This is a genomic window from Streptomyces sp. NBC_00669 (assembly GCF_036226785.1).
GTDB lineage: Bacteria > Actinomycetota > Actinomycetes > Streptomycetales > Streptomycetaceae > Actinacidiphila.
Genome location: NZ_CP109018.1, coordinates 197,405 through 217,883, shown reverse-complemented (window position 1 = coordinate 217,883; position 20,479 = coordinate 197,405). Strand labels below are relative to the sequence as shown.

17 protein-coding genes are annotated in these 20,479 nt (G+C 73.0%); 5 read left to right on the top strand and 12 right to left on the bottom strand.

What is annotated here, in order from left to right; all coding sequences use genetic code 11:
- Positions 1–22: 22 nt before the first annotated feature.
- The 5 genes from OG896_RS00890 to OG896_RS00870 all read right to left on the bottom strand — a co-directional run bounded on the left by OG896_RS00890 (position 23) and on the right by OG896_RS00870 (position 7,354).
- Positions 23–2,095 carry an ABC transporter ATP-binding protein gene (locus tag OG896_RS00890; protein WP_329361406.1) on the bottom strand — a complete coding sequence of 691 codons (2,073 nt, stop codon included), beginning with the start codon at positions 2,093–2,095 and terminating at the stop codon, positions 23–25.
- 64 nt (positions 2,096–2,159) lie between these two features.
- The gene (locus OG896_RS00885; RefSeq protein WP_329361404.1) at positions 2,160–3,146 is read right to left on the bottom strand and encodes an ABC transporter permease; all 987 of its coding nucleotides are present in this window, start codon (positions 3,144–3,146) and stop codon (positions 2,160–2,162) included.
- On the bottom strand, positions 3,133–4,086 hold the full coding sequence (locus tag OG896_RS00880; protein WP_328473373.1) for an ABC transporter permease: 954 nt from the start codon (positions 4,084–4,086) through the stop codon (positions 3,133–3,135). Before OG896_RS00880 ends, OG896_RS00885 begins: the two co-directional genes overlap by 14 nt.
- Before the next feature lie 64 nt (positions 4,087–4,150).
- Positions 4,151–5,998 carry a peptide ABC transporter substrate-binding protein gene (locus tag OG896_RS00875; RefSeq protein WP_329361401.1) on the bottom strand — a complete coding sequence of 616 codons (1,848 nt, stop codon included), beginning with the start codon at positions 5,996–5,998 and terminating at the stop codon, positions 4,151–4,153.
- A gap of 537 nt (positions 5,999–6,535) precedes the next feature.
- Positions 6,536–7,354: an MBL fold metallo-hydrolase gene (locus OG896_RS00870; RefSeq protein WP_329361399.1), complete on the bottom strand. Its 819-nt coding sequence runs from the start codon at positions 7,352–7,354 to the stop codon at positions 6,536–6,538.
- Positions 7,355–7,679: 325 nt separating this feature from the next.
- Between OG896_RS00870 and wrbA the strand changes: the two genes are divergently transcribed.
- The 3 genes from wrbA to OG896_RS00855 all read left to right on the top strand — a co-directional run bounded on the left by wrbA (position 7,680) and on the right by OG896_RS00855 (position 9,668).
- Positions 7,680–8,282 carry an NAD(P)H:quinone oxidoreductase gene (gene wrbA / locus OG896_RS00865; RefSeq protein WP_328473383.1) on the top strand — a complete coding sequence of 201 codons (603 nt, stop codon included), beginning with the start codon at positions 7,680–7,682 and terminating at the stop codon, positions 8,280–8,282.
- Positions 8,283–8,451: 169 nt separating this feature from the next.
- On the top strand, positions 8,452–9,042 hold the full coding sequence (locus OG896_RS00860) for a lytic polysaccharide monooxygenase auxiliary activity family 9 protein (protein ID WP_329361396.1): 591 nt from the start codon (positions 8,452–8,454) through the stop codon (positions 9,040–9,042).
- 368 nt (positions 9,043–9,410) lie between these two features.
- A complete protein-coding gene (locus OG896_RS00855) occupies positions 9,411–9,668 on the top strand; it encodes a hypothetical protein (protein ID WP_329361394.1) in 258 nt (85 codons plus the stop codon).
- A gap of 24 nt (positions 9,669–9,692) precedes the next feature.
- Here the strand turns inward: OG896_RS00855 and thrS are convergent, their stop codons facing one another.
- Entirely contained in the window at positions 9,693–10,937 is a 1,245-nt protein-coding gene (gene thrS, locus OG896_RS00850) for a threonine--tRNA ligase (protein ID WP_443057220.1), read from the bottom strand.
- Positions 10,938–11,291: 354 nt separating this feature from the next.
- Between thrS and OG896_RS00845 the strand changes: the two genes are divergently transcribed.
- Entirely contained in the window at positions 11,292–12,917 is a 1,626-nt protein-coding gene (locus OG896_RS00845; RefSeq protein WP_329361390.1) for a serine/threonine-protein kinase, read from the top strand.
- 41 nt (positions 12,918–12,958) lie between these two features.
- On the opposite strand, the gene OG896_RS00840 is transcribed toward OG896_RS00845, so the two are convergent.
- Genes OG896_RS00840 through OG896_RS00830 form a run of 3 tightly spaced genes read right to left on the bottom strand, consistent with a single transcriptional unit; the run spans position 12,959 to position 14,659 of the window.
- Positions 12,959–13,762: a hypothetical protein gene (locus OG896_RS00840; protein ID WP_329361388.1), complete on the bottom strand. Its 804-nt coding sequence runs from the start codon at positions 13,760–13,762 to the stop codon at positions 12,959–12,961.
- 51 nt (positions 13,763–13,813) lie between these two features.
- Complete coding sequence (locus OG896_RS00835; RefSeq protein ID WP_329361386.1) at positions 13,814–14,035, bottom strand: nuclear transport factor 2 family protein; 222 nt, start codon at positions 14,033–14,035, stop codon at positions 13,814–13,816.
- A 45-nt stretch (positions 14,036–14,080) separates the two neighbouring features.
- Positions 14,081–14,659, bottom strand: a complete 579-nt coding sequence (locus tag OG896_RS00830) for a TetR/AcrR family transcriptional regulator (protein ID WP_329361384.1) — start codon at positions 14,657–14,659, stop codon at positions 14,081–14,083.
- A 90-nt stretch (positions 14,660–14,749) separates the two neighbouring features.
- On the opposite strand from OG896_RS00830, the gene OG896_RS00825 reads away from it, so the two are divergent.
- The gene (locus OG896_RS00825) at positions 14,750–15,196 is read left to right on the top strand and encodes a DUF1772 domain-containing protein (RefSeq protein ID WP_329361382.1); all 447 of its coding nucleotides are present in this window, start codon (positions 14,750–14,752) and stop codon (positions 15,194–15,196) included.
- A gap of 35 nt (positions 15,197–15,231) precedes the next feature.
- Here OG896_RS00825 and OG896_RS00820 read toward each other — a convergent pair whose 3' ends face one another.
- The 3 genes from OG896_RS00820 to OG896_RS00810 form a co-directional block, all read right to left on the bottom strand.
- Positions 15,232–16,281: an adenosine deaminase gene (locus tag OG896_RS00820; RefSeq protein WP_329361380.1), complete on the bottom strand. Its 1,050-nt coding sequence runs from the start codon at positions 16,279–16,281 to the stop codon at positions 15,232–15,234.
- Positions 16,282–16,420: 139 nt separating this feature from the next.
- Positions 16,421–17,008 carry a hypothetical protein gene (locus OG896_RS00815; RefSeq protein ID WP_329361379.1) on the bottom strand — a complete coding sequence of 196 codons (588 nt, stop codon included), beginning with the start codon at positions 17,006–17,008 and terminating at the stop codon, positions 16,421–16,423.
- An 86-nt stretch (positions 17,009–17,094) separates the two neighbouring features.
- Positions 17,095–20,397: an alpha-mannosidase gene (locus OG896_RS00810; protein WP_329361378.1), complete on the bottom strand. Its 3,303-nt coding sequence runs from the start codon at positions 20,395–20,397 to the stop codon at positions 17,095–17,097.
- Positions 20,398–20,479 lie beyond the last annotated feature (82 nt).

The following is a 20,479-nucleotide window of genomic DNA, read 5'->3' as shown; positions in this document are numbered from 1 at the left end:
GCCCGGTCGGGACGGCGGGCGGTCAGACGGGCGCGGGCACCGGCTCCTCGGGGACCGGCTGCTGGAGCGGGAAGTGGCAGGCCGCGGTGTGGCCGGGGCCGAAGGAGCGCAGCGCGGGCTCCTCGGCCGCGCACAGATCGGTGGCCAGCGGGCACCGGGTGCGGAAGCGGCAGCCGGACGGCGGGGCGGCGGGGCTGGGCAGTTCGCCGGTGATCGCGGCGCCGCGCTTGGCGCGCTCGGCCGCCGGGTCCGGTACCGGGACGGCCTCCAGCAGGCCCGCGGTGTAGGGGTGGGCGGCGCGCAGGTGGATGTCGTCGGCGCTGCCGACCTCCACCAGCCGGCCGAGGTACATCACGCCGATCCGGTCCGCGAGGTAGCGGACCACGGCGAGGTCGTGCGAGATGACCACGTACGACAGGCCGTGCGACGCCTGGAGCCGCTTCATCAGGTTGAGCACCTGGGCCCGCACCGAGACGTCCAGCGCGGAGACCGGCTCGTCGGCGACGATCAGTCGCGGGTTGAGCGCCAACGCCCGTGCCAGGCCGACCCGTTGGCGCTGGCCGCCGGAGAACTCGTGCGGGAAGAGGTCCAGGCCGCGCTCGGGCAGGCCCACTTCGGCGAGCAGTTCGGCGACCCGGGCCTTCTGCTCGCGCGCGGTGCCGATGCCCTGGATGCGGAGCGGCTCGCGCAGGATGCCGCCGACCCGCATGCGCGGGTCCAGCGAGGAGAACGGGTCCTGGAAGACCATCTGCAGGTCCCGGCGGCGCCGGCGCAGTTCACGGCCGCGCACCTTCGCGAAGTCGGTGCCGTCCAGGGTGACCGTGCCGGCGTCGGGCCGGTCCAGGCCGACCAGCAGGCGGCCGAGCGTGGTCTTGCCGCAGCCGGACTCGCCGACCAGGCCGAAGGTCTCGCCGTGTCCGAGCGTGAAGGAGACACCGGACACGGCGTGCACCACCCGCCGGCCGTGCCCGGGCAGCCGGGCCCCGCGCACCGGGAACTCCCTCACCAGGCCGTGCGCTTCGAGCAGCGGCCGGTCCGGGTCGGCCGGCTTCGTCTCGGGGGCGGCGGTCCTGGCCTCGGGCGCGGCGGGGCGCGGCACCACGGCGGTGGCGCCGGCCGGCCGGGGCCCGTCGGTGGGGTGCCAGCAGGCGTACCGGTGCTCGGCGGTGCCGATGAGCACCGGCTCGTCGGTGCGGCACTGATCGGTGGCATACGCGCAGCGGTCGGCGAAGCGGCAGCCGGCCGGCGGGTCGGTGAGGTCCGGCGGCAGGCCGGGAATGGTGGGCAGTTGCCGGGCCGGGTCCTGGTCCAGCCGCGGCACCGAGGCCAGCAGGCTCTGGGTGTAGGGGTGGCGCATGCCGCGGAAGAGCCGTTCGGTGCGGGTGCTCTCGGCGATCCGGCCGGCGTACATCACGTTGACCCGGTCGGCGTGCCCGGCCGTGACCCCCATGTCGTGGGTGATGAGGATCATCGCCATGCCGAGCCGGGAGCGCAGGTCGGCGAGCAGGGTGAGGATCTGCGCCTGGATGGTGACGTCGAGCGCGGTGGTGGGCTCGTCGGCGATGAGCACCCGGGGCTCGTTGGCCAGCGCCATGGCGATCAGCACGCGCTGGCGCAGGCCGCCGGAGAGCTGGTGCGGGTAGTCGTCGAGGCGTTCGCGCGGGTGCGGCAGCCCGACCAGGCCGAGGACCTCGGCGGCGCGGTCGGCGGCCTCGGCCCGGGTGCAGCCGCGGTGCAGCAGGACGGGTTCGGCGACCTGGTGGCCGATGGTCTTGGTGGGGTCCAGGGAGGTCATCGGGTCCTGGAAGACCATCGCGATGTCGTTGCCGCGCACCCGGCGCAGCTCGTGGTCGGGCAGCCCGACCAGCTCGCGGCCGTCCAGCCGTACCGACGAGCCGTCCAGCAGCCGGCCACCGGGTGGCAGCAGGCCCATCAGGGACAGGCCGGTCATGGACTTGCCGCAGCCGGACTCGCCGACCAGGCCCAGCGTCTCGCCGGCCTCCAGGTGGAAGGAGACGTCCTCCACCGCCCGTACGACACCGCGACTGGTGCGGATGTGGGTGGTGAGGTTCTGGACGTCGAGCAGGGGAGGCATGCCGTTCCTCGATTCGTCGCCGGCCCCGGCCGCCGGCCCGGGAGCGGGCGCGGCGGCGGAGCGGTCACGTGCGTTGCAGGCGGACGTCCAGCGCGTCGTGGAAGGCGTCGCCGATCAGGTTGAAGGCCACGACGGTGATGATGAGGACCACCGCGGGCGGGTACACCAGCCACCAGTACCCGTCGTACAGGTAGTCGAGGCCGCCGGTGAGCATCGTGCCCCAGTCGGCGTGCGGCGGCGGCAGTCCGAGCCCGAGGAAGCTCAGGGTCGACAGGGTGAGGATGGAGTCGGCGATGGTGAAGGTGGCGCTGACGATGATGACGCCGGCCGCGTTCGGCACCAGGTGGCGCAGCACGATCCGCCGGCCGGTGCCGCCCATCATCCGCGCCGCCTGGACGAACTCCCGGGTGCGCAGGGTCAGTACCTCGCCCCTGACCAGCCGGGCCGCGGCGAGCCAGGACAGCAGCGACATCACCACGATGATCAGCCACAGCGACGGCGTGAACATGCTGACCACGATCAGCAGCAGCACCAGGCCGGGGATGGCGAGGAAGGTGTCGACGGCCCGCATCATCACCGCGTCCACCACCCCGCCGAAGTACCCGGCGAAGGCGCCGTACAGGGTGCCGATGACGGTGGTGGCCAGCGCGACCGCGAAGCCGAGTTCCAGCGAGGAGCGGCCGCCGGCCATCAGCCGGCCGAGCACGTCGTAACCGGAGGCGTCGGTGCCGAGCGGGTGGCCGCCCCCGGGCGGCAGCTCGGCGAGGTCGAGGTGGACGGTGACCTGGTCGGTCCGGTACAGCAGGGGTCCGATGAAGCAGAAGGCGGCGACCACCGCGACGATGCACAGCCCGGTCAGGGCCCGGGGGTTGCGCAGGAACGCGGCGGCCGACAGCCGCCCGGAGCCGCGCCGGACGGTCAGGGCGCCGGCCTCGGGCGCGCCGGTCTCCTTCGCACCGGCTCGGGGCGCGCCTGCCCCCTTCGCACCGCCTCCCGGTGGGTCCGCCTCCGGTGAGCCGGCCGCGGCCGGCCCGGTGTCATGAGTGGTCATAGCGAATCCGAGGGTCGAGGAGGCTGTAGGCGATGTCCGCGAGCAGGCTGCCGACGACGGTGGCCACGCCGACCACCAGCGTCGAGCCGAGCAGCACCGGATAGTCCTTGCCGGTGGCGGCCTGGTAGAACAGCAGCCCCATGCCCGGGTAGTTGAAGACGGACTCGGCGATCACCGCGCCGGTGACGATGGCCGGCGCCGACAGGCCCAGCACGGTGATCACCGGCAGCAGGGAGTTGCGCAGCACGTGCCGGCTCAGCACCAGCCGGCCCGGCAGCCCCTTGGCGCGCGCCACCAGGATGTAGTCCTGGGCGAGCGTGCTGATGGCTGACGAGCGCATGTACCGGCTGAACCCGGCCACGGTGACCAGCGAGAGCGTCACCACCGGCAGCACCAGGCCGCGCGGGTCGGACAGGATGCCGGCGACCGACTCGGCCTGCGGCGCCTGGGAGGGCAGCACGTGCAGCTGCACCGAGAAGAGCGCGACCAGCAGCAGCGCGAAGAAGAAGTCCGGCATCGAGTACAGCACGAACGACACCACGGTGAGCACGTGGTCCACCGCGCGGTCCCGCCGTACGGCCTGGTAGATGCCCATCGGCAGCGCGACGGCCAGGGCGACCACGGTGGACAGCCCGAGCAGCACCGCGTCGCGCGGCAGCCGCTGCGCGATCAGCGTGGACACCGGCTGGTGCAGCGAGTACGACGTGCCGAAGTTCCCCTGGGCCGCCTGCTTGACGAAGTCCACGAACTGCACCGCCAACGGCCGGTCCAGGCCGTTGGCGGCGTTGAAGACCGCGATCCGCTCGGAGTTGGCCCGCATGCCGAGCGTGGCCCGCGCGGCGCTGCCCGGTTCGAGGTGGATCAGCGCGAAGGTCACCACCATCACGCCGATCACCACCACGACCGCCTGACCGGTCCGGCGCAGGAGGTAGGCCGTCACCGGGCGCCCGTCACGAGGTCCGCGCCCGTCACGAGGTCCCCGCCCGTTACGAGGTCCGCGCCCGTCACGAGGTGTACGCCCAGTCCTCGTAGGCGACCGTGCCGGAGAACGGGTTGAGCGGCACCACGCCCTGGAGCTTGCTCCGGTACACCAGCAGGCTGCTGCGCAACGGCACCCACAGCCACGGCAGTTGCTTGGCGGCGTAGTCCTCGTAGGTGGAGAACGCCTGCGAGGAAGCGCCGTACTCGGTGGCCTTGATCAGCTTGTCCATGGTCGGGTCGGAGTAGCCGCCGAGGTTGCCGGAGCCGCCGGTGTCGAAGAAGCCGGTGCCGTTGGGGTAGAGCGGGTACGGCTCGTAGCCGAAGTCCGACAGCTGCCAGCTGCAGCCGGACGCCGGGTGGGACTGCGCGGTGCAGGCGCCCATGGTGCCGAGCAGCGTGTTGAACGGCTCCGCCTTGAGGTTGAGGGTGATGCCCGCCTGCGCCTCGGAGGACTTGATGGCGGCTTCCTGCTCGTCGGTGGTGGCGCGGCCGGAGGAGTAGACCATCTGGAAGGTCAGCGGCTGGCCGGCCTTGATCCCCGCGCCGCACTGGGAGGCGCCGGTGCCGGGGCTCTGGCAGGTCGTGGTGCCGCCCGGCACCACCTTCCAACCGTGCGCCTGGAGCAGGGACTTCGCCTTGTCCGGCGAGTACGGGTACGGTCCGCCGGACTTCTCCAGCGGGGTCGCCCAGGTCTCGGTGGCCTTGACCGGCACCGGCCCGTTGCCCGGGTCCGCGTAGCCGTTGTAGACCTTGGAGACGATCTGCGGGCCGTTGATCAGGTACTGCATGGCCTGGCGGACGTAGAGCTGCCGCAGCACCGCGCCGACCTTGGCGTTGTACAGGTTCGGCAGGATGCCGGCGACGCCGGGGATGGGCACGCTGGCGATCGAGTAGCCGCTGGAGCGCAGCGCCTGCGCCTGCTTGACGTCGTTGAGCGGCAGCCCGGCCACGTCGAGGGAGCTGCCGGAGCGCAGCGCGTTGAGCTCCGGGGTGTCGGTGGTGAACGGCTGCATGACGAGCTTGTCGACCGACGGCTTCGCGGAACCGGAGTACGCCGGGTTGGGCACGTAGCTGTAGTAGCCGTTGCTGCGGAACTCCTTGAGCTTCCAGGGCCCGTCGACCACCTGCCACAGCGGGTTGGTGGCGAAGCTGCCGATCTTCGCCCCCTCCTTCTGCAGGTAGGAGTAGACCGCCTTCGCGCCCGCGGTGGTCGTGTCGTGGTCGCCGACCGCGCCGTCGGCGGAGGTCTTGTCCCAGGCGTGCTGGGGGAGCAGCGGGATCGTGCTGAGCACGTCGTCGGTGTAGAAGTCCGGGTTGTACGACCGGGTGAGGTCGAGCACCACCGTGTGGGCGTCGGGGGTGGCCACCTTCGCCACGTCGTCCGGGAAGAGCCCGGGCAGGTGCGCGGCCCAGTTCTTGGAGTTCGCCTTGAGGAGGTTGTAGACGAAGGTGAAGTCCCGGCTGGTGAGGGGCTTTCCGTCCGACCAGTTCCAGTCCTTGAGGTGGATGGTCAGCCGCTTGTCGCCGTTCGAGTAGTCGAGCGAGGTGAACAGGCTCTTCTCCTTGTTCACCTCCGCCTTGGCGCCGTCGCCGGGGTAGACGAGGTACGGCCACAGCGCCTCGGTGAGGTTGGCGTTCCAGCCGTTCTGGTTGGTCGCCGGGACCAGCGGGAAGATGAAGTCGGGTACCGCCGCCACCTCCGCGACCGTGAGGGTGCCGCCCTTCTTCACCGGGCGCTTCGTCGCGGTGGCGTGCTGGCCGTCGGAGATCGAGCCGTGGTCGCCCCCGCCCCCGCCGCCGGTGCACGCCACGGCGGCCATCGCCAAGGCCGCCGCCACCGCGACACCTCTGGTACGTCGGATCACGCGCATGCGTGTCATCGCCCTCCCCACTCGTGCGGCACCACATCGGGACCGATGACGACGTGGCATACGGCAGGTGCACGACAAGCATCGGCTTGAAAGATCTACCCGGGCCCGCGTGGGCTGAAGCGCCACGAACGTCGATGTCCCGAACTCCCGCCGCTGCGGGAGGGCGCTCGTTGATCAACGACCAGCATGGTGGGCGAATGTTGCGGGAGTACTGCGACAGTGTGTCACTGTCCCGTCCACCTCGACCTGCTCGTGCGGCACGCGGGTCCCGGCGCTCTCGGCATTCCCGGGGGTTCCCGACATTCCCGGGGTTCCCGGCGCCCCCGGGGCTCCCGTCGGGCACGGCACGGTGGGGAATCCGGTGCGGTGCCGAGCCGTTGGCCTGCTGACGACGTGTGACCTCCCGCCCGCTCGGCGGAAGTTGCGGGCGCGGGCGCGGGCGGAGGCGCCGACGGCGGGGTCGTAGGGCGGCTGCCGCCTCCAGCCGACGGAACGAGGGCGCGCGGAGAGGCCGTACGGCGCGCGGGCGGTGAGGAGTCAGGCGATCGGCGGCGCGAGGTATTCGAGCGCGTAGCCGGCGGCGCCGTCGCGGGTCACGCGTCCCACGCCGGGCGAGTCCAGGTGGGCGCCGGCCACGAACTGTGCCGGTGCGGCCAGTTGGTCGAGGAGAGCGTGTCGCGACGCGCGTGCCTGCGCCTGGTCCTTGTCGAACTCCCATGACACGTCCGGCCGGGCGAACTGCAAGGAGGGCACGTGAACGGTGTCGCCCCACACGAGCAGCCGACCGGTGTCGCTCCTTGCCTCGTAGACGGTGTGACCGGGTGTGTGCCCGGGAGCCGGAACGGCCGTGACGTGGTCGGTGACGGCGACCGGGTGGGTGACGGGGACGGCGCGGTCGCGGAACGGTTCGAGCCGTCCGGTGAAGACGGAGGTGTCGCCCGCGCCGATCCACACGCGCCGGAGCTCGGGGAACGCTTCCGCGCCGTCGGGGGCGACGAGGCCGCCCACGTGGTCTTCGTGGCGGTGGGTGATCGCCACGTCCGTGATGCCGTCCCGGTCGACTCCGGCTTCGTCCAGGGCGTCGAAGAGCGATCCCATGGTGGAGTGCCAGGTGTCGGACGCGCCGGTGTCGATGAGGACGGAGGTGGTGCCGTCACAGACGAGGAAGGCGTTGACCGACAGCCGCAGGTTGCCGTCGACCAGCGGGACCGTGTCCGGCAGCGTGTCGAACGGGCCCCCGCTCTCGTCGCGAAGCAGGGTCGGCGGCATGTCGAGGTGGCCGTCCCGCAGGGAGATGACCCGGAGGTCGCCGAACTCGAAGGTGGCGTGGAGGGGACCGCTCGAAGTGAGGCGCATGAGATCTCCGTCAGGTAGTCGTGGCCGCTCGGTACGCGGGGGGCAGCTCGCCCGGGCAGCAGGGTTGCGGCGAGGGGCGCGACAGCGGTCGTTCCCGCGCCGGTGAGGAGGGGAAGCCGCCGTGTGAGGTGCCGTTCGACGATCTTCCTCTCTCCCGGCCGCGTCGCGCGGCCGTACGGGTGAACCGAGGGCGGCGCGGGCCGCCGGTCGCCGCCGAAGGCGGTCGGGGCGCGGAGAGTTGGGGGAGTGCGACCGGGCAGCGCCGTAGCGGCGCGCGGCAGGCGCACGCACACCGCATCACTGTCGAGCGGGCGGAGAAACGCACGTGGCTGTCCGAGTTGCCGTCATCTACTACAGCGCCACCGGGAACGTCCATCAGCTGGCCCAGGCCGTCGCCAAGGGGGCCGAGAGCCGGGACGCCGAGGTGCGTCTGCGCAGGGTCCCCGAACTCGCGCCCGACTCGGCCATCGACGCCAACCCGGCCTGGCGCGCGCACGTGGACGCCACGAAGGACGCGGTGCCCGAGGCGACCCTCACCGATCTGGAGTGGGCCACCGCGTACGCCTTCGGCACGCCGACCCGCTTCGGCAACGTCACCGCCCAGCTCAAGCAGTTCATCGACCAGACCGGCGTGCAGTGGCAGGCGGGCGTCTTCCACAACAAGCCCGCCACGAGCTTCACTTCGGCGATGAACGCGCACGGCGGTCTGGAGTCCACGCTGCTGTCCCTGAACAACGTGTTCTACCACTGGGGTTGCATCATCGTGCCGCCCGGCTACACCGACCCGGTGCTCTTCGCGGCCGGCGGCAACCCGTACGGCACGAGCTGGGCGAGCGGGGGCGGCCAGGGGCCGGACCAGGCGACGTTGGACGCGGCGCACTACCAGGGCAGGCATCTGGCGGACATCGCGGGGCGGTTGGAGGGCTGAGGGTCCGTGCTTGCGAACTCCGGGCCGGGCGGTCCGGGAGTTCGGGCGGTTCGGCCGGTTCGCGCGGGGGATTGGCCGAGAGTTGATGTGGACATGGCGAATCACCGACGCTAGCGTGCGAGTTGGTCTAGACCTGACCTGGACCGTACCCCCACCTCTGGAGTCCACCATGCGCAAGAAGATCGCCACCGCGGTGGTCGGCGTCGGCGTCGCCTCCGCGTTCGCGCTGAGCACCGGCAGCGCCAGCAGCCACGGCTACATCAGCACCCCGCCCAGCCGCGCCGCGCTCTGCGCCGCCGGCACCGTGACGAACTGCGGCGACATCCAGTACGAACCGCAGAGCGTCGAAGGCCCCAAGGGCTTCCCGGCCGCCGGCCCCGCCGACGGCAGCATCTGCAGCGGCGGCAACGCGCGCTTCTCCCAGCTCGACGACCCCCGCGGCGGCGCGTGGCCCGCCACCCACGTGACCGGCGGCCAGAGCTACACCTTCACGTGGACGCTCACCGCCGAGCACTCCACCACGGACTTCTCCTACTACCTGACCAACAGCAGCTACGACCCCACCAAGCCGCTGACCCGCTCCGAGATCAACACCACCCCGTTCCTGACCGTGCCCTACAACGGCGCCCAGCCGCCCGCCACCGTGGTCCACCAGGGCACGATCCCCACCGGCCACACCGGCAAGCAGCTCATCATCGGCGTGTGGACCATCGCCGACACCGGCAACGCCTTCTACTCCTGCGCGGACGTCCAGTTCTGACCCGCCGGGCCGCCCGCGCGACGGCCTCGCCCGGGTCGCGGGCCTTCGCGGGGTCGGCCGGCCTGCCTGCGGGTGGGCCGCCCGACCCCGCTCGCCCACGGCTGCCTGCCCACCGCCCTCGGCAACCGGCCGCGCGCCACCGGGTACTACCCGCTGGAGCGCTACGGCATCGACGCCGTCGTGGTCTTCCCCCGGCCGCGCCCCTTCCTGCCGGCCGCCGCCGTCGCCGCGTCACCTCCGCCCGCACCGCCTTCGACGGGACGGTCGGCGGGCTCGGCCCGTCCGCCGCCTTCGGCACCGCCTGGCCGATCGCGCTGCTCGCCTTCGGCCGCCCCTGGCTCGCGGTCCGGGCGCTCGCGGCATGGCCGGTGGCCTGGGTCGCCCACCGCGCCGCCCGCCAGGCCGCGGTCGCCTACGGCCAGGAGGCGCGCGTCGTCGTCGACCTGCACCGGGGCGCCCTGCTGCACCACCTCGGGCTCGACGTGCCGGACGGGGCCGGCGCCGAACGCCGCGTGTGGGACGACCTGTCGCAGTTCCACCTGCGCAACCTGCCGCTCACCGCGTACGTTCCCGCGCCGGCCGCGCCGGTTGTTCCGGCGCCGCCGGCCGCGCACCCGCCGTCGTAGCCGAGGGGCGCGGCCGGCGTGCCCTCACCCCGCCGCGGCGTCCGCCTCCGCCCCCTCGTCCCACAGCCGCGCGCCGTGACCGCCGACCACCGCGGCGACCCGCGCCGCCAGCTCAGGACCGGGCAGCGGCGCGGGCCGCCGACCGTCCCGCAACCGCACCGCGACCAGCCCGGCCGCGGCCTCCCGGGCGCCGATCACCGCCTGGTACGGCACCAGGCGCGCCTGCCGCACCCGGGCGCCGAGGCTGCCCTGCTGCGGGTGGGACACCTCGGCCCGCAGCCCGAGTGCCGCACAGCGCGCGGCGAACGCCTCCGCGTCCGCCACCTGCTCCGCCCCGACCGGCAGCACCGCCACCTGCACCGGCGCCAGCCACGCCGGGAACGCGCCGCCGTGCACCTCGACCAGGTGCGCCACCGCGCGCTCCACGCTGCCGACGACGCTGCGGTGCACCATCACCGGCCGGTGCTTCGCCCCGTCCGCGCCGACGTAGCGCAGCCCGAACCGCTCCGGCTGGTGGAAGTCGACCTGCACGGTGGACAGGGTCGACTCCCGCCCGGCGTGGTCGGCGACCTGCACGTCGATCTTCGGGCCGTAGAACGCCGCCTCGCCCTGCTCCGCCTCGTACGGCAGGCCCAGCCGCTCCAGCACGCCGACCAGCGCCTCGGTGGCCCGCTGCCACGCCTCGGGCGCGGCCGCGTACTTGCCGCCGGGGCCCGGCAGCGACAGCCGGTAGCGGGCCGCGCGGATGCCCATCGCGGCGTAGGCGCGCCCGATCAGCTCCAGCGCGCCCGCGGCTTCCTGCTCGACCTGCCCGGGGGTGCAGAAGATGTGCGCGTCGTTGAGCTGGATGGCCCGCACCCGGGTCAACCCGCCCAGCACCCCCGACAGTTCGGCGCGGAACATGCCGCCCAACTCCGCCATGCGCAACGGTAGTTCGCGGTAGCTGCGGGACTGCGAGCGGTAGAGCACCGCGTGGTGCGGGCACAGGCTCGGGCGCAGCACCATCTGCTCGCCGCCGACCTCCATGGGCGGGAACATGTCCTCGCGGTAGTGCGCCCAGTGCCCGGAGATCTCGTACAGCTCGCGCTTGCCGAGCACCGGGGAGTACACGTGCCGGTAGCCGGCCGCGCGTTCCTCGCCGCGGATGTACTCCTCCAGCGCGTGCCGCACCGCCGCGCCGTCGGGCAGCCAGTACGGCAGGCCCGCGCCGATCAGCGGATCGGTGCCGAACAGGCCCAGCTCGCGGCCGAGTTCGCGGTGGTCGTGCACGGCGGCGGGTGCGGCCGCGTCGTGGTGGTCGTTCCTGGGGATGTCGTTCATGGTGTCGCCTCTCCGCGGTGGTGGGGCGGCCCGCGGCAGCACGAAGCCCCGGGGCGATCGCCCCGGGGCTTCGGACTCAAGACATCGGTCAGCGCGCCGGGACACTCTCCGGCGTCGTCGTCATCGCGATCATCGCGGCGCGCTTCATGCGGAGGACCGTAACAGGGGCCCGGTGCGGTACGCCAACGGTTTCCGCCACCGTTCCCACCACGGTCTCCGCGCCGATTCCGCGCCGGGGCCGTCCCGACACGGGCGGGGACGCCGTACCGTGGGAGCAGCACGGGAGCGGCGTACGGGGGTCGGGTGGGGACAGTGGCGGGTGAGGCGGAGCCGGGCCAACTGGTCGGCGGGCGTTACCGGTTGGTGCGGAGGCTGGGGGCCGGGGGGTTCGGGCGGGTCTGGCAGGCGCACGACGAGTCGCTGCGCGTCGAGGTCGCGGTCAAGGAGGTCTGGCTGCCGCCGGCGATGAACGGCGCGGAGCGGGCCGAGCGGGTCGTACGCGCCGAGCGGGAGTCCCGCAACGCCGCCAGGCTGCGCAACCATCCGAACATCGTCACGGTGCACGACGTGGTCGTCGAGAACGGGGTGCCCTGGACGGTCATGCAACTGGTCGACGGGACCTCGCTGGCCGATCACGGTACGGCGCGGGGGCCGCTGCCGGTGGCGGAGGCCGTGAACGTCGCGGCGGCGCTCCTGTCGGCGCTCGGCGCCGCCCACGACGCCGGGATCGTGCATCGGGACGTCAAACCGGACAACGTGATGCTGGCCGACGACGGCCAGGTGCTGCTCACCGACTTCGGTATCTCGGTCCACCAGGCCGACACCGCGCTGACCGCGGCCGGCGGGTTCATCGGCTCGATCGAGTACATCGCGCCCGAACGGGCCCGAGGCGCGGACGAGCAGGCGGCGAGCGACCTCTTCTCGCTGGGGGTGACGCTCTACCAGGCGCTGGAGGGCGTCTCGCCGTTCCGCCGGGGCACCCCGGCCGCGACGCTCGCCGCGGTGCTGCTGGACGAGCCGCCGGCGCCAGGCCGAGCCGGTGAACTGGCGCCGCTGATAACGCAGTTGATGGCGAAGGACCCGGAGCTGCGGCCCACCGTCGCGGCGGCGCAGGCCATGCTGGAGGGCATGCCGCGCGGTGTGCCGCGCGGCAGCGGCCCGACCGCCGTGGGCACGGTGCCTGATCTCGCGGTGCCTGCGCCTGCGGTGCCTGATCTCGCGGCGACGGATCTCGCGGTGGCGGCGCCGGACACCGGGTCGGCCACGGTCCGGGACCCTGCCGTGGCGGCTGATCCCGCGGGGGACCCTGCGGTCGCCACCGTGGTGGAGACCGCGTCTGAGACCACACCCGCACCCGCGTCTGGGACCACACCCGCGCCCGAGCCCGGAACCTCACCCGAGAGCGGGGACGCACCACGTCAGGAGTCCCGCCGGCCGAAACCGGGCCAGATCGCGGCCATCGCCGTGGGAGGCGTCGTGGTGGTCGCCGCCGTCGTGGTCCCACTCGTGCTGTGGGCACCGGGGCACCATGCCGCCGATCCGCTGAGCGGCCTGCGTGACCCTTGCGCGGCCGTGCCGCACTATTACTTCGAACAACTCGGGTTGCCGGAGCCTCCGACCCGCCACACGGACGACGTTCGTGGGCGCTCCCGGTGGTGCGAGTGGGGGGCGGGCCAGGACCGGGACCTCACGGTCGGCTACGACACCGAGAGCATGGCGGACACGCGGGCCGGCGACCCCGCGGCGAAACCGTACGCGGGCATCAAGGGCGCCTATGAGGTCTATCGCACCGACCAGGGCATGTGCGTGGTCACATGGCCGACGTCATTCGGGACAGCGGACCTGACCTACGTGCCCGATCAACAGCAATCCGACTGCTCGATCGCCGAGGGGTTGGCCCGCGTGGCCTATCCGAACCTCTCCCGCTGACCGTGCCGGCGTCGGCGTCAGCACGTTCGTCGCGGCGCGCTTCATACGGGGGACCCCGGTGGGGGCACATCGCGGAGGTGGCGCGCGACGAAGTCCCGCCAGTACGCGACGGCTTCGGGCTCGGTCTCCGCGTGGGCGCCCGCGTAGCCGAGCAGTTGCTTGTCGGGCGATCCGAGTTCCTCGAAGAGCGCCAACTGGCCCTCCCTGGGGAAGATCTCGTCGTACCACTGGAGGTGGAAGAGGGCCGGCGCGGTGATCCGCCGCGCGTCCGCCACGACGCGCCGGGGGACGTTCAGGCCGGCGGGCATGCCGGGAGCCTGCCGGAGGCCGAACTTGCCGAGGACGACGCAGCGCATGCGGTCGTCCAGCGCGGCCGCCAACGGAAGGCCGAAGCGTGTCCCCATCGACAGGCCCAGGTAGCCGAGGCGTGCGGTGTCCACGAGGCCCAGGGCCCCGAGGGCATCCACCACCGCCAGCCAGTCGCCCGTCATCCGGTCGAGAACGGCGTCGAGCCCCTCTTCGACGATGCGGGGCTGGTACTCCTCGGCCGGCAGCGGGCGGGGGACCCGGTCGCCGTGATAGGGCCCGTCGACGGCGAGCGCGGCGATTCCCACCTGCGACGCGAACCAGCAGGCCAGGCCGGTGACCCGCGCGCTCCTCTTGTGCCCGCTGCCGCCGTGTCCCAGCAGGACCAGAGCGGGAGGTGCGGAGGACGGGGTGGGCGGCAGCCAGAGCACACCCGGCACGGTGCTCCCGTTGCGGGGCAGACGGAACACCGCCTCCCGGACACCGCCCTCCAGCACGCGACGACCGGCCCACGCCACTGTGCCATCCACCTCGTCCACGCAGCCATTGAACCAGCGGCCCCGTAGCCGTCGCGTGGAAGTGACGCTCCGTCAGTTCGCTTCGCGTACCGGCACGTCGGCGCCGTGCGCGTCGAGTACGGCCAGGGGGTCGAGACGGTCGCGCCAGTGCGTGATCCCGCGGTCCCGGATGGTGATCACCGACACGAAGTGGTTGCTGTACCGCTTTCCGGTGCTGCCCTGAGCGGCGCCACCCTGAGGGGGCCGTACGGTTCGGGACGGGCGCTCGCACTGGGCGACCATCCGACCACGCACGGCGGTACCGTTGGGGCGGGGGCAGGAGTTAAGAGCGTTAAGCGGTCAGAGCTGGGCGAGGCGGTCGACCAGGAGGGCCACTCGCGGTTCGGCGTCCTGCGGGAGGAGGCGGCCTGACCGGGTCAGGGTCGCCAGGCCGTGCAGGGAGGCCCAGAAGACCTCGGTGAACAGCCCCGGGTGGACGCCGTCCCCGGCGACCTCGCCCAGGCTCTCCAGCAGTGCGGCGAAGGCGTCCTTGAGTGGCTCGGGGGTCTCCTCCTGGGCGAACGCCAGCCCGCCGTCGAGCTGGAAGATGGCGTCGTAGACCGCCGGGTTCTGCTCGGCGAAGTCGAGGTAGGCGCGGGCGAGGGCGGTGACCCGCTGGCGCGGGCCGTTCGCCCTGGCGGCCGCGGCCCGCACCGCCGCCGCCAGCTCGGCGGCGCCCTCCAGGGCGACGGCGCCGATGATCTCCCGTTTGCCGCGGAAGTGGCTGTAGAGGACGGGCTGGCTGTACTCGATGCGCTCGGCGAGCCGGCGGGTGGTGACGGCGTCCCAGCCCTGCTGCTCGGCGAGTTCGCGGGCCGTCGCCAAGATCAGGCGCTCGCGGGCCGCCCGTTCGCGCTCCTTGCGTTCCTTTACCGACATGATCCGATCCTAGCAGTGCTAGACAAGCAAGCTCTAGTAGTACTAGCGTTGACTCATCACCTAGCAACACTAGATTCTCAGGGGGTCGTCATGGTCAATGCGCTCGAGGTGCTCACCACCGTGGTCGTCGGCGTGATGGTGGGGGTGGAGTTCTCCGTCGCCTTCGTCATGAATCCGATCCTCAACGCGCTCCCCGAGGACAGCAGGCAGCAAGGCCACGCGCACGGGGGCCGGATGCTCGGCGCCGTGATGCCGGTCTGGTACATCACCTCGCTCGTCCTCACCGCCGTCTGGGCCGTCGCCAGGTGGCACCACCACCACACCGGGCTCGTCGTCACGGCCGGCGCGCTGCTGATCGTCAGCGTGGTCATGTCGATCCTGCTGCTCGTCCCGATCAACAACCGGAACAAGAACTGGACCCCCGACAACCGGCCCGCCGACTGGAAGGAGCAGATGGACCGCTGGCTCCTTCTCCACTACGTCCGCGTCGCCGTCATCATCGCCGCCTTCACCCTGCTGGTCGCGGCCCTCGTCTGAACCGCCGCCGCGACCTCGTGGGGGACGGACCGTGCTCACCGAGCGGCGGACGCCGCTCGGTACGCGCGCTCTGGAGGCTGGTTCGCGCGCACGTGGGCGTCGACCGCGGCGAGGTGGGCGGCGATGCGGTGGGGGTCGTCGAAGGAGGCGCGGAAGCTGTTGCGGGCCAGGTCCGCCAGCGCGGGCCGGTCCAGGCCGAGGTCGGTGTGCACGGCCTGGTAGTTGTCGTTGACGTAGCCGCCGAGGTAGGGCGGATCATCGGAGTTGACCGTGACCAGCAGGCCGGCCGCCATCATCGCGGGCAGCGGATGCGCCGCCATGGACGGCACGACGCGCAAGGCGACGTTCGACAGCGGGCAGACGGTCAGCGGGACCGCCTCGTCGCCGAGGCGGGCCATCAGGTCCGGGTCGGCCGAGGCGGCGACGCCGTGGTCGATCCGGTCGGCGCGGCAGATGTCCAGCGCCTCGCGGACGTACTCGGGCGGGCCGTCCTCGCCCGCGTGGATCGTGGTGCGGTAGCCGCGGGCGCGGGCGGTCGCGTAGTAGTCGGCGAACTTGGCGGGCGGGTTGCCGCGCTCGGCCGCGCCGAGCCCGATGCCGAGGAGCCGGTCGCGCCACGGCTCGATCAGCTCCAGCACCTCCAGCGCGGCGGCCTGGGTGCGGTGGCGCTGGCTGGTGACGATCAGCGCGCCGTCGATGCCGAGGTCGGTGCGCGCGTCGGAGATCGCGGCCAGGACCGCGTCGAGCTGGTCGCCGATCGGGGTGCCGGCGTCGAGGAACGTCTGCACCCCGAGGAACATCTCGGCCCGCCGGACCCCGTCGGCCGCCGCGCGGGTCAGGTAGGACCGGGCGAGGTCGTAGAAGTCCTGGCGGGTGCGCAGCACCGAGGCGGCCCGGAACAGCAACGGCAGGAAGTGTTCCAGCCCGGTGAACGTGTAGGCGGCGCGCGCCTGTTCGACGTCCGGCCAGGGCAGTTCCACGTGGTTGCGCGCGGCGAGCGCGAAGAGCATCTCCGGTTCGAGCGTGCCTTCCAGGTGGACGTGCAGCTCGGCCTTGGGCAGTGCCGCGACGAACGCGTCGGTCATGGTGGGACTCCGTACAGTTCCGTGCGAGGACCAGCTCCCGCGGCAGCGCAGGCAGGCGGGCCCGCTCGCCAGGGCCACCGGCCACCGGCCGAGCATAGTCGGGGGCGGCTGAAAGGCACCGTCGGGGACGGCACCGCGCTCAGCCGCGCTGCCGGGCCTCCATCGTCACCGCCAGGGCGAAGAGCAACTGCCGGTCGACGGAGTCCTCGTGCACGGTCAGGCGGTACCAGTCGTCGAACACCTTGGGCTTGTCGATGCTGAACACCGGCTCGCCGTCCCGCGTGAAGTCGAAGTGGTACTTCACCAGGGCGCCGGCGATCTCCCCGGCCGTGTCGAGCAGCGTCAGCAGCCGCCGGGCCCGCGCGGTGGTGGCGCTGCGCTCGGTGCCGGTGAGCCTGCCGAGGCCGGGCTGCTCGAACTCCCAGGTGGTGCGATCGACCGACTTCCTCGGCAGCACCCCGAACGAGCCGAGCAGCCGGTCCTCGGGGTCGAACGCCTCGTATCCGGTCAGGGCGGCGAGCCAGCCCTTCGAGCTCTCCCGGACGGCCACCAGCTTCTCGCCGCGCCGCTCGTCCGTGTAGATGTCCAGCGCGTCGGACATCTTCAGCTGCTTCTCGGCGTAACCGAGCTGCTTCCCCGGTTTCCCGCTCCCGTCGTCCGCGGAGATCCGGTACTTGCGCTTCAGCCCGAGGGAGGTCTTGCGTACGTGGTAGGTCGAGGTCGGCACGCTCCCCAGGGTAGGCAGGTCGGGGCGGAGATCGGGCCGAACCGCCCGGGGGCGGCGGCGCCGTGGCGGCGCCGCCCCCGAACCGGTCAGCCGCCTGCCCGCGGGCGCAGGCGGACCGCCGTGCTGCCCAGGCGCGGGATCTCCACGAGCACGTCGGCGCCGTCGCGGGTGGCCTCGCCCGCGTGGTCGCCGAGGTAGGTGGCGCGTTCGGCGTGCGCGACGGGGAAGCCGCAGCGCAGCCGGACGGTACGGGGCTCGTCGGCGTAGGACTGGAGGCGGACCAGGAGGTCGGCCGGCTCGGAGCCGCCCTCGTCCGCCTCGCGCCCCTGGCCCTGACCCTGGCCCTGGCCCTCGCCCCGCGCCGGGACCGGCGCCGCGTCGACGACCCGCACGTACGGATCGTCGAGGGCGAGCAGCGCGCGCTCGCCCGGGTCGTCCGAGGCGGGCTCGCCGTGCGCGGCGACGCCCACCAGAGGGTGGTCGATCTCCTGGGCGGTGCGCAGGCCCAGCGCCTCGGCGGCGATGGTCTCGCCGCGCCGGCGGACGCCGACCGCGTAGCGGAAGGTGGTGTCGAACGCCTGCTGGGCCGGGAAGTTGGTGTCCCAGAGGTTGTTGTGGACCCACGAGTAGAGGGTGCCCGGCTGCCGGGGCGCCGTGGAGTCGGGGAACGGCGCGTACGGCAGCGGGATGGTCTCCGGCTCGACCAGGGGCGCGTCGCGCGTCACCCACGCGACCGGCCCGCCGGCGTCCCCGAGCGCGACGAACGACCGTACGGCGCGCATGTGCTGGGGAGCGCCGGGGACGTGGGCGAGGCCGGTGCCGGTCAGGGCGCCGGTGATCTCGTAGCGGACGGCGGGGTCGGTGAGGGCGAACGGGAAGGCCAGGTAGGCGCTCTCCTTCGCCATGGTCGCGGGCTTGTCGAAGCGGTTGTCGAGGACCACGTGGGCGTCGTCGCGGCCCAGGCTGACCGTGGTGCGGGCGAGGTGGACCCCGTCGGCCGCGTACTCGTAGGTCAGACGCGCGCCGAGGGCGTCGTCGACACGTTCGAGCAGGACGGCGGGCCGGGCCAGCGAGCGCGAACCGAGGAGTTCCAGCTCGTCGGAGGTGGTCGTCTTGTTGGCCTGGTGGTTGTAGCCGGGCGCCGAGGTGTAGGTGTCGTAGACGTAGCCGTTGAAGCCCACGACGGCGTCCTGGTCGACGAGTTCGCGGCCGGTGGCCTTCTCGGTGATCGAGGCGACGCAGGCGCGGGCCAGGTCGACCCGCACCGTGAGGTGGTCGTTCTCCAGCACCAGGTCCTCCGCGGTCGGCAGCGGGACCCGGCGGTCGCCGTCCTCGGCGTGGCCGTCGGTGCGCGGGGCGACCGCGGTGCCCGGCTCGCCCGCCGTGAGGTCCAGCCGGACCAGCCCGAGCGGCGGGACATCGGGCACCTCGACGTGCACCCACCGGCCCGCGTCCCGGTGCACCGGGTTGACCTGCGGCGTCACGACGGTGGGCAGCGGCTTGCCGGTACGGCCGTCGGTCACCGCCAGCGCCCGGTCCAGTGGGACGCGGCTCTCGCGTACGAACAGCGCGACGACCGAAGTGCGCCGCGCCGACGTGGTGTTGACCGCCCAGAAGGTGGCGTCGGCGCCGGCCGCGGTCGGCAGCGCCGCGCCCAGCGCGGCCGAGGCGTGGTCGCGGAAGGTGTCGGCGTCGTTGTCGCCGTGCAGGGCGTAGCCGTACTTCCAGTGCCACTGCTGGTCGCCGGAGGACATCCCCTCGTCGCCGTGGGTCCAGGGGTCGGCCGCGCCCCACGTGTGCTCGTTGAACAGGGAGATCGACCGGTAGACGCCGGCGGCGCCGACCCGGGCGTCGGCGGCGTGCGCGGGGGCGGGGCCGGCGGGGTCGGCAGAGTCGACGGGTTCGGCAGAGTCGACGGGTTCGGCGGAGGGGGCGGTTCCGGCCCGTCCGGCGAGGTCGGTGAGCGCGGCCATGCCGTACAGCGTGGTCGCGTCGGCCACCTTCGCCTGCGCGCGGCGGACCATCGCCTGCGGCCGGGCGCCGGAGCCGACGCCCTCGACCCACCAGTCGCCCCAGTCGCCCTCGAAGACGGGAACGGCGTCGCCCAGCCGCTGTTCGGCGTCGGTGAAGAAGTCCGTGTTGGTGGACAGCCGCAGGGTCGGCGCGGCCCAGGTCTCGTTCCAGCGGCGCACCGTCTCCGCGAGGATCAGCCGCGGCGGCGCGTTGTCCCCGAAGTGGCCCTGGACCCGCAGGTGCAGCAGGTCCCACGGGTACGGGTCGCGGTGGCCCGCGGTCGGCCCCGGCGAGCCGAACAGCTCGGGCGGGATGGGGTAGGGGTTGGTGGCGAGCGCGGTCAGGTACGCGGGCAGCAGGTCGTCGACCATCTCGTAGGAGGTGTCGAAGCCGAGCACCGGGCCCTCCATGTAGGCCAGGCCGTGCGGGCTGTCGGTCATCCAGGTCAGCAGCTCGTTCCCGGACGGGGCGCGCCAGCGGAACAGCCGGGGGAGTTGCGCGCCGCCGTTCATGTTGGGCACCGAGCGGCCGGCCCAGTTGTGCGCCACCGACAGGTAGCGCACGCCGAGCGGGGTCAGGGCGTCGGGCAGCCCGGCGACGGTGCCGGGCACGTCGGTCTGCATGGCGCTGCGGAAGTCGATGCCGTGGGTCTGCTTGACGCCGCGGGCCAGCCGCAGCAGTTCGTGCAGCTCGTCCGTGGAGCAGGTGTCGGTGTGCAGGTTGTACGGCATGGCGGTCAGCTCGATCTGGCCGGCCTTCACCCGCTGGATGAACTCCGCGACCCGTGCCGCCGGCCGGGCGGCCGCCCACTGCTCGAACGACCACAGCGACTCCACCGCCCAGCGGAACTTGGCGTTGTCCGGCCAGTCGTCGGTGGCCCGGGTCAGGTCGAGGCAGGAGTCCAGGAACGCGACGTGCTCGCCGAGCACCGTGCCCTGCGGGTCGGTGTACCCGATGTCGAGGTGCGAGTGGTGCACCAGGTGGATCGTCCACTCGCGCGGCGGCTGGAGGACGAAGGCGAGCACCGCGGAGGCGCCGTGGCCGGTGGCGGTGATCCGCAGGTCGCGCGGGGCGCTCTCCAGGGGCAGCAGCAGCCGCTGCCCGCCCGGTGCGGGCACGGCCTGCACGGGTATCGACCCGCCGCCGGCGGCCTCGGCGGTGAAGGTCCACCCGCCGTGGTCGGACCGGTCGCCGTCGATCAGTATCCGTACGCAGCGCAGCGCGCCGGACGGGGTACGCCGGACCAGGTGTTCCGGCATGGCGCGGAGCCGGGTGCCGCCGGCCTGGGCGGTGGCGGCGACCGCGAGGCCGACCATGCTCGTCCGGGCCTTGTCGGTCGACCATCGGCGGTCGCGTACGAGGGCACGCGTCGTCATGAGCTGTCTCTCCCAAGGTGGTTCGGTCAGGACGTCGGTGGTGCGGTCCGCGGGTGCCGGCGTCGGGACGCCGGTGGTGCGG

What these genes read in the sequence shown, in the direction of transcription:
- OG896_RS00825 (WP_329361382.1), top strand. Translation starts at nt 14,750, where the DNA reads ATGGTCAATGCGCTCGAGGTGCTCACCACCGTGGTCGTCGGCGTGATG.
- OG896_RS00830 (WP_329361384.1), bottom strand. Translation starts at nt 14,659, where the DNA reads ATGTCGGTAAAGGAACGCAAGGAGCGCGAACGGGCGGCCCGCGAGCGC.
- OG896_RS00885 (WP_329361404.1), bottom strand. Translation starts at nt 3,146, where the DNA reads ATGACCACTCATGACACCGGGCCGGCCGCGGCCGGCTCACCGGAGGCG.
- OG896_RS00820 (WP_329361380.1), bottom strand. Translation starts at nt 16,281, where the DNA reads ATGACCGACGCGTTCGTCGCGGCACTGCCCAAGGCCGAGCTGCACGTC.
- OG896_RS00810 (WP_329361378.1), bottom strand. Translation starts at nt 20,397, where the DNA reads ATGACGACGCGTGCCCTCGTACGCGACCGCCGATGGTCGACCGACAAG.
- OG896_RS00860 (WP_329361396.1), top strand. Translation starts at nt 8,452, where the DNA reads ATGCGCAAGAAGATCGCCACCGCGGTGGTCGGCGTCGGCGTCGCCTCC.
- OG896_RS00890 (WP_329361406.1), bottom strand. Translation starts at nt 2,095, where the DNA reads ATGCCTCCCCTGCTCGACGTCCAGAACCTCACCACCCACATCCGCACC.
- OG896_RS00875 (WP_329361401.1), bottom strand. Translation starts at nt 5,998, where the DNA reads ATGCGCGTGATCCGACGTACCAGAGGTGTCGCGGTGGCGGCGGCCTTG.
- OG896_RS00870 (WP_329361399.1), bottom strand. Translation starts at nt 7,354, where the DNA reads ATGCGCCTCACTTCGAGCGGTCCCCTCCACGCCACCTTCGAGTTCGGC.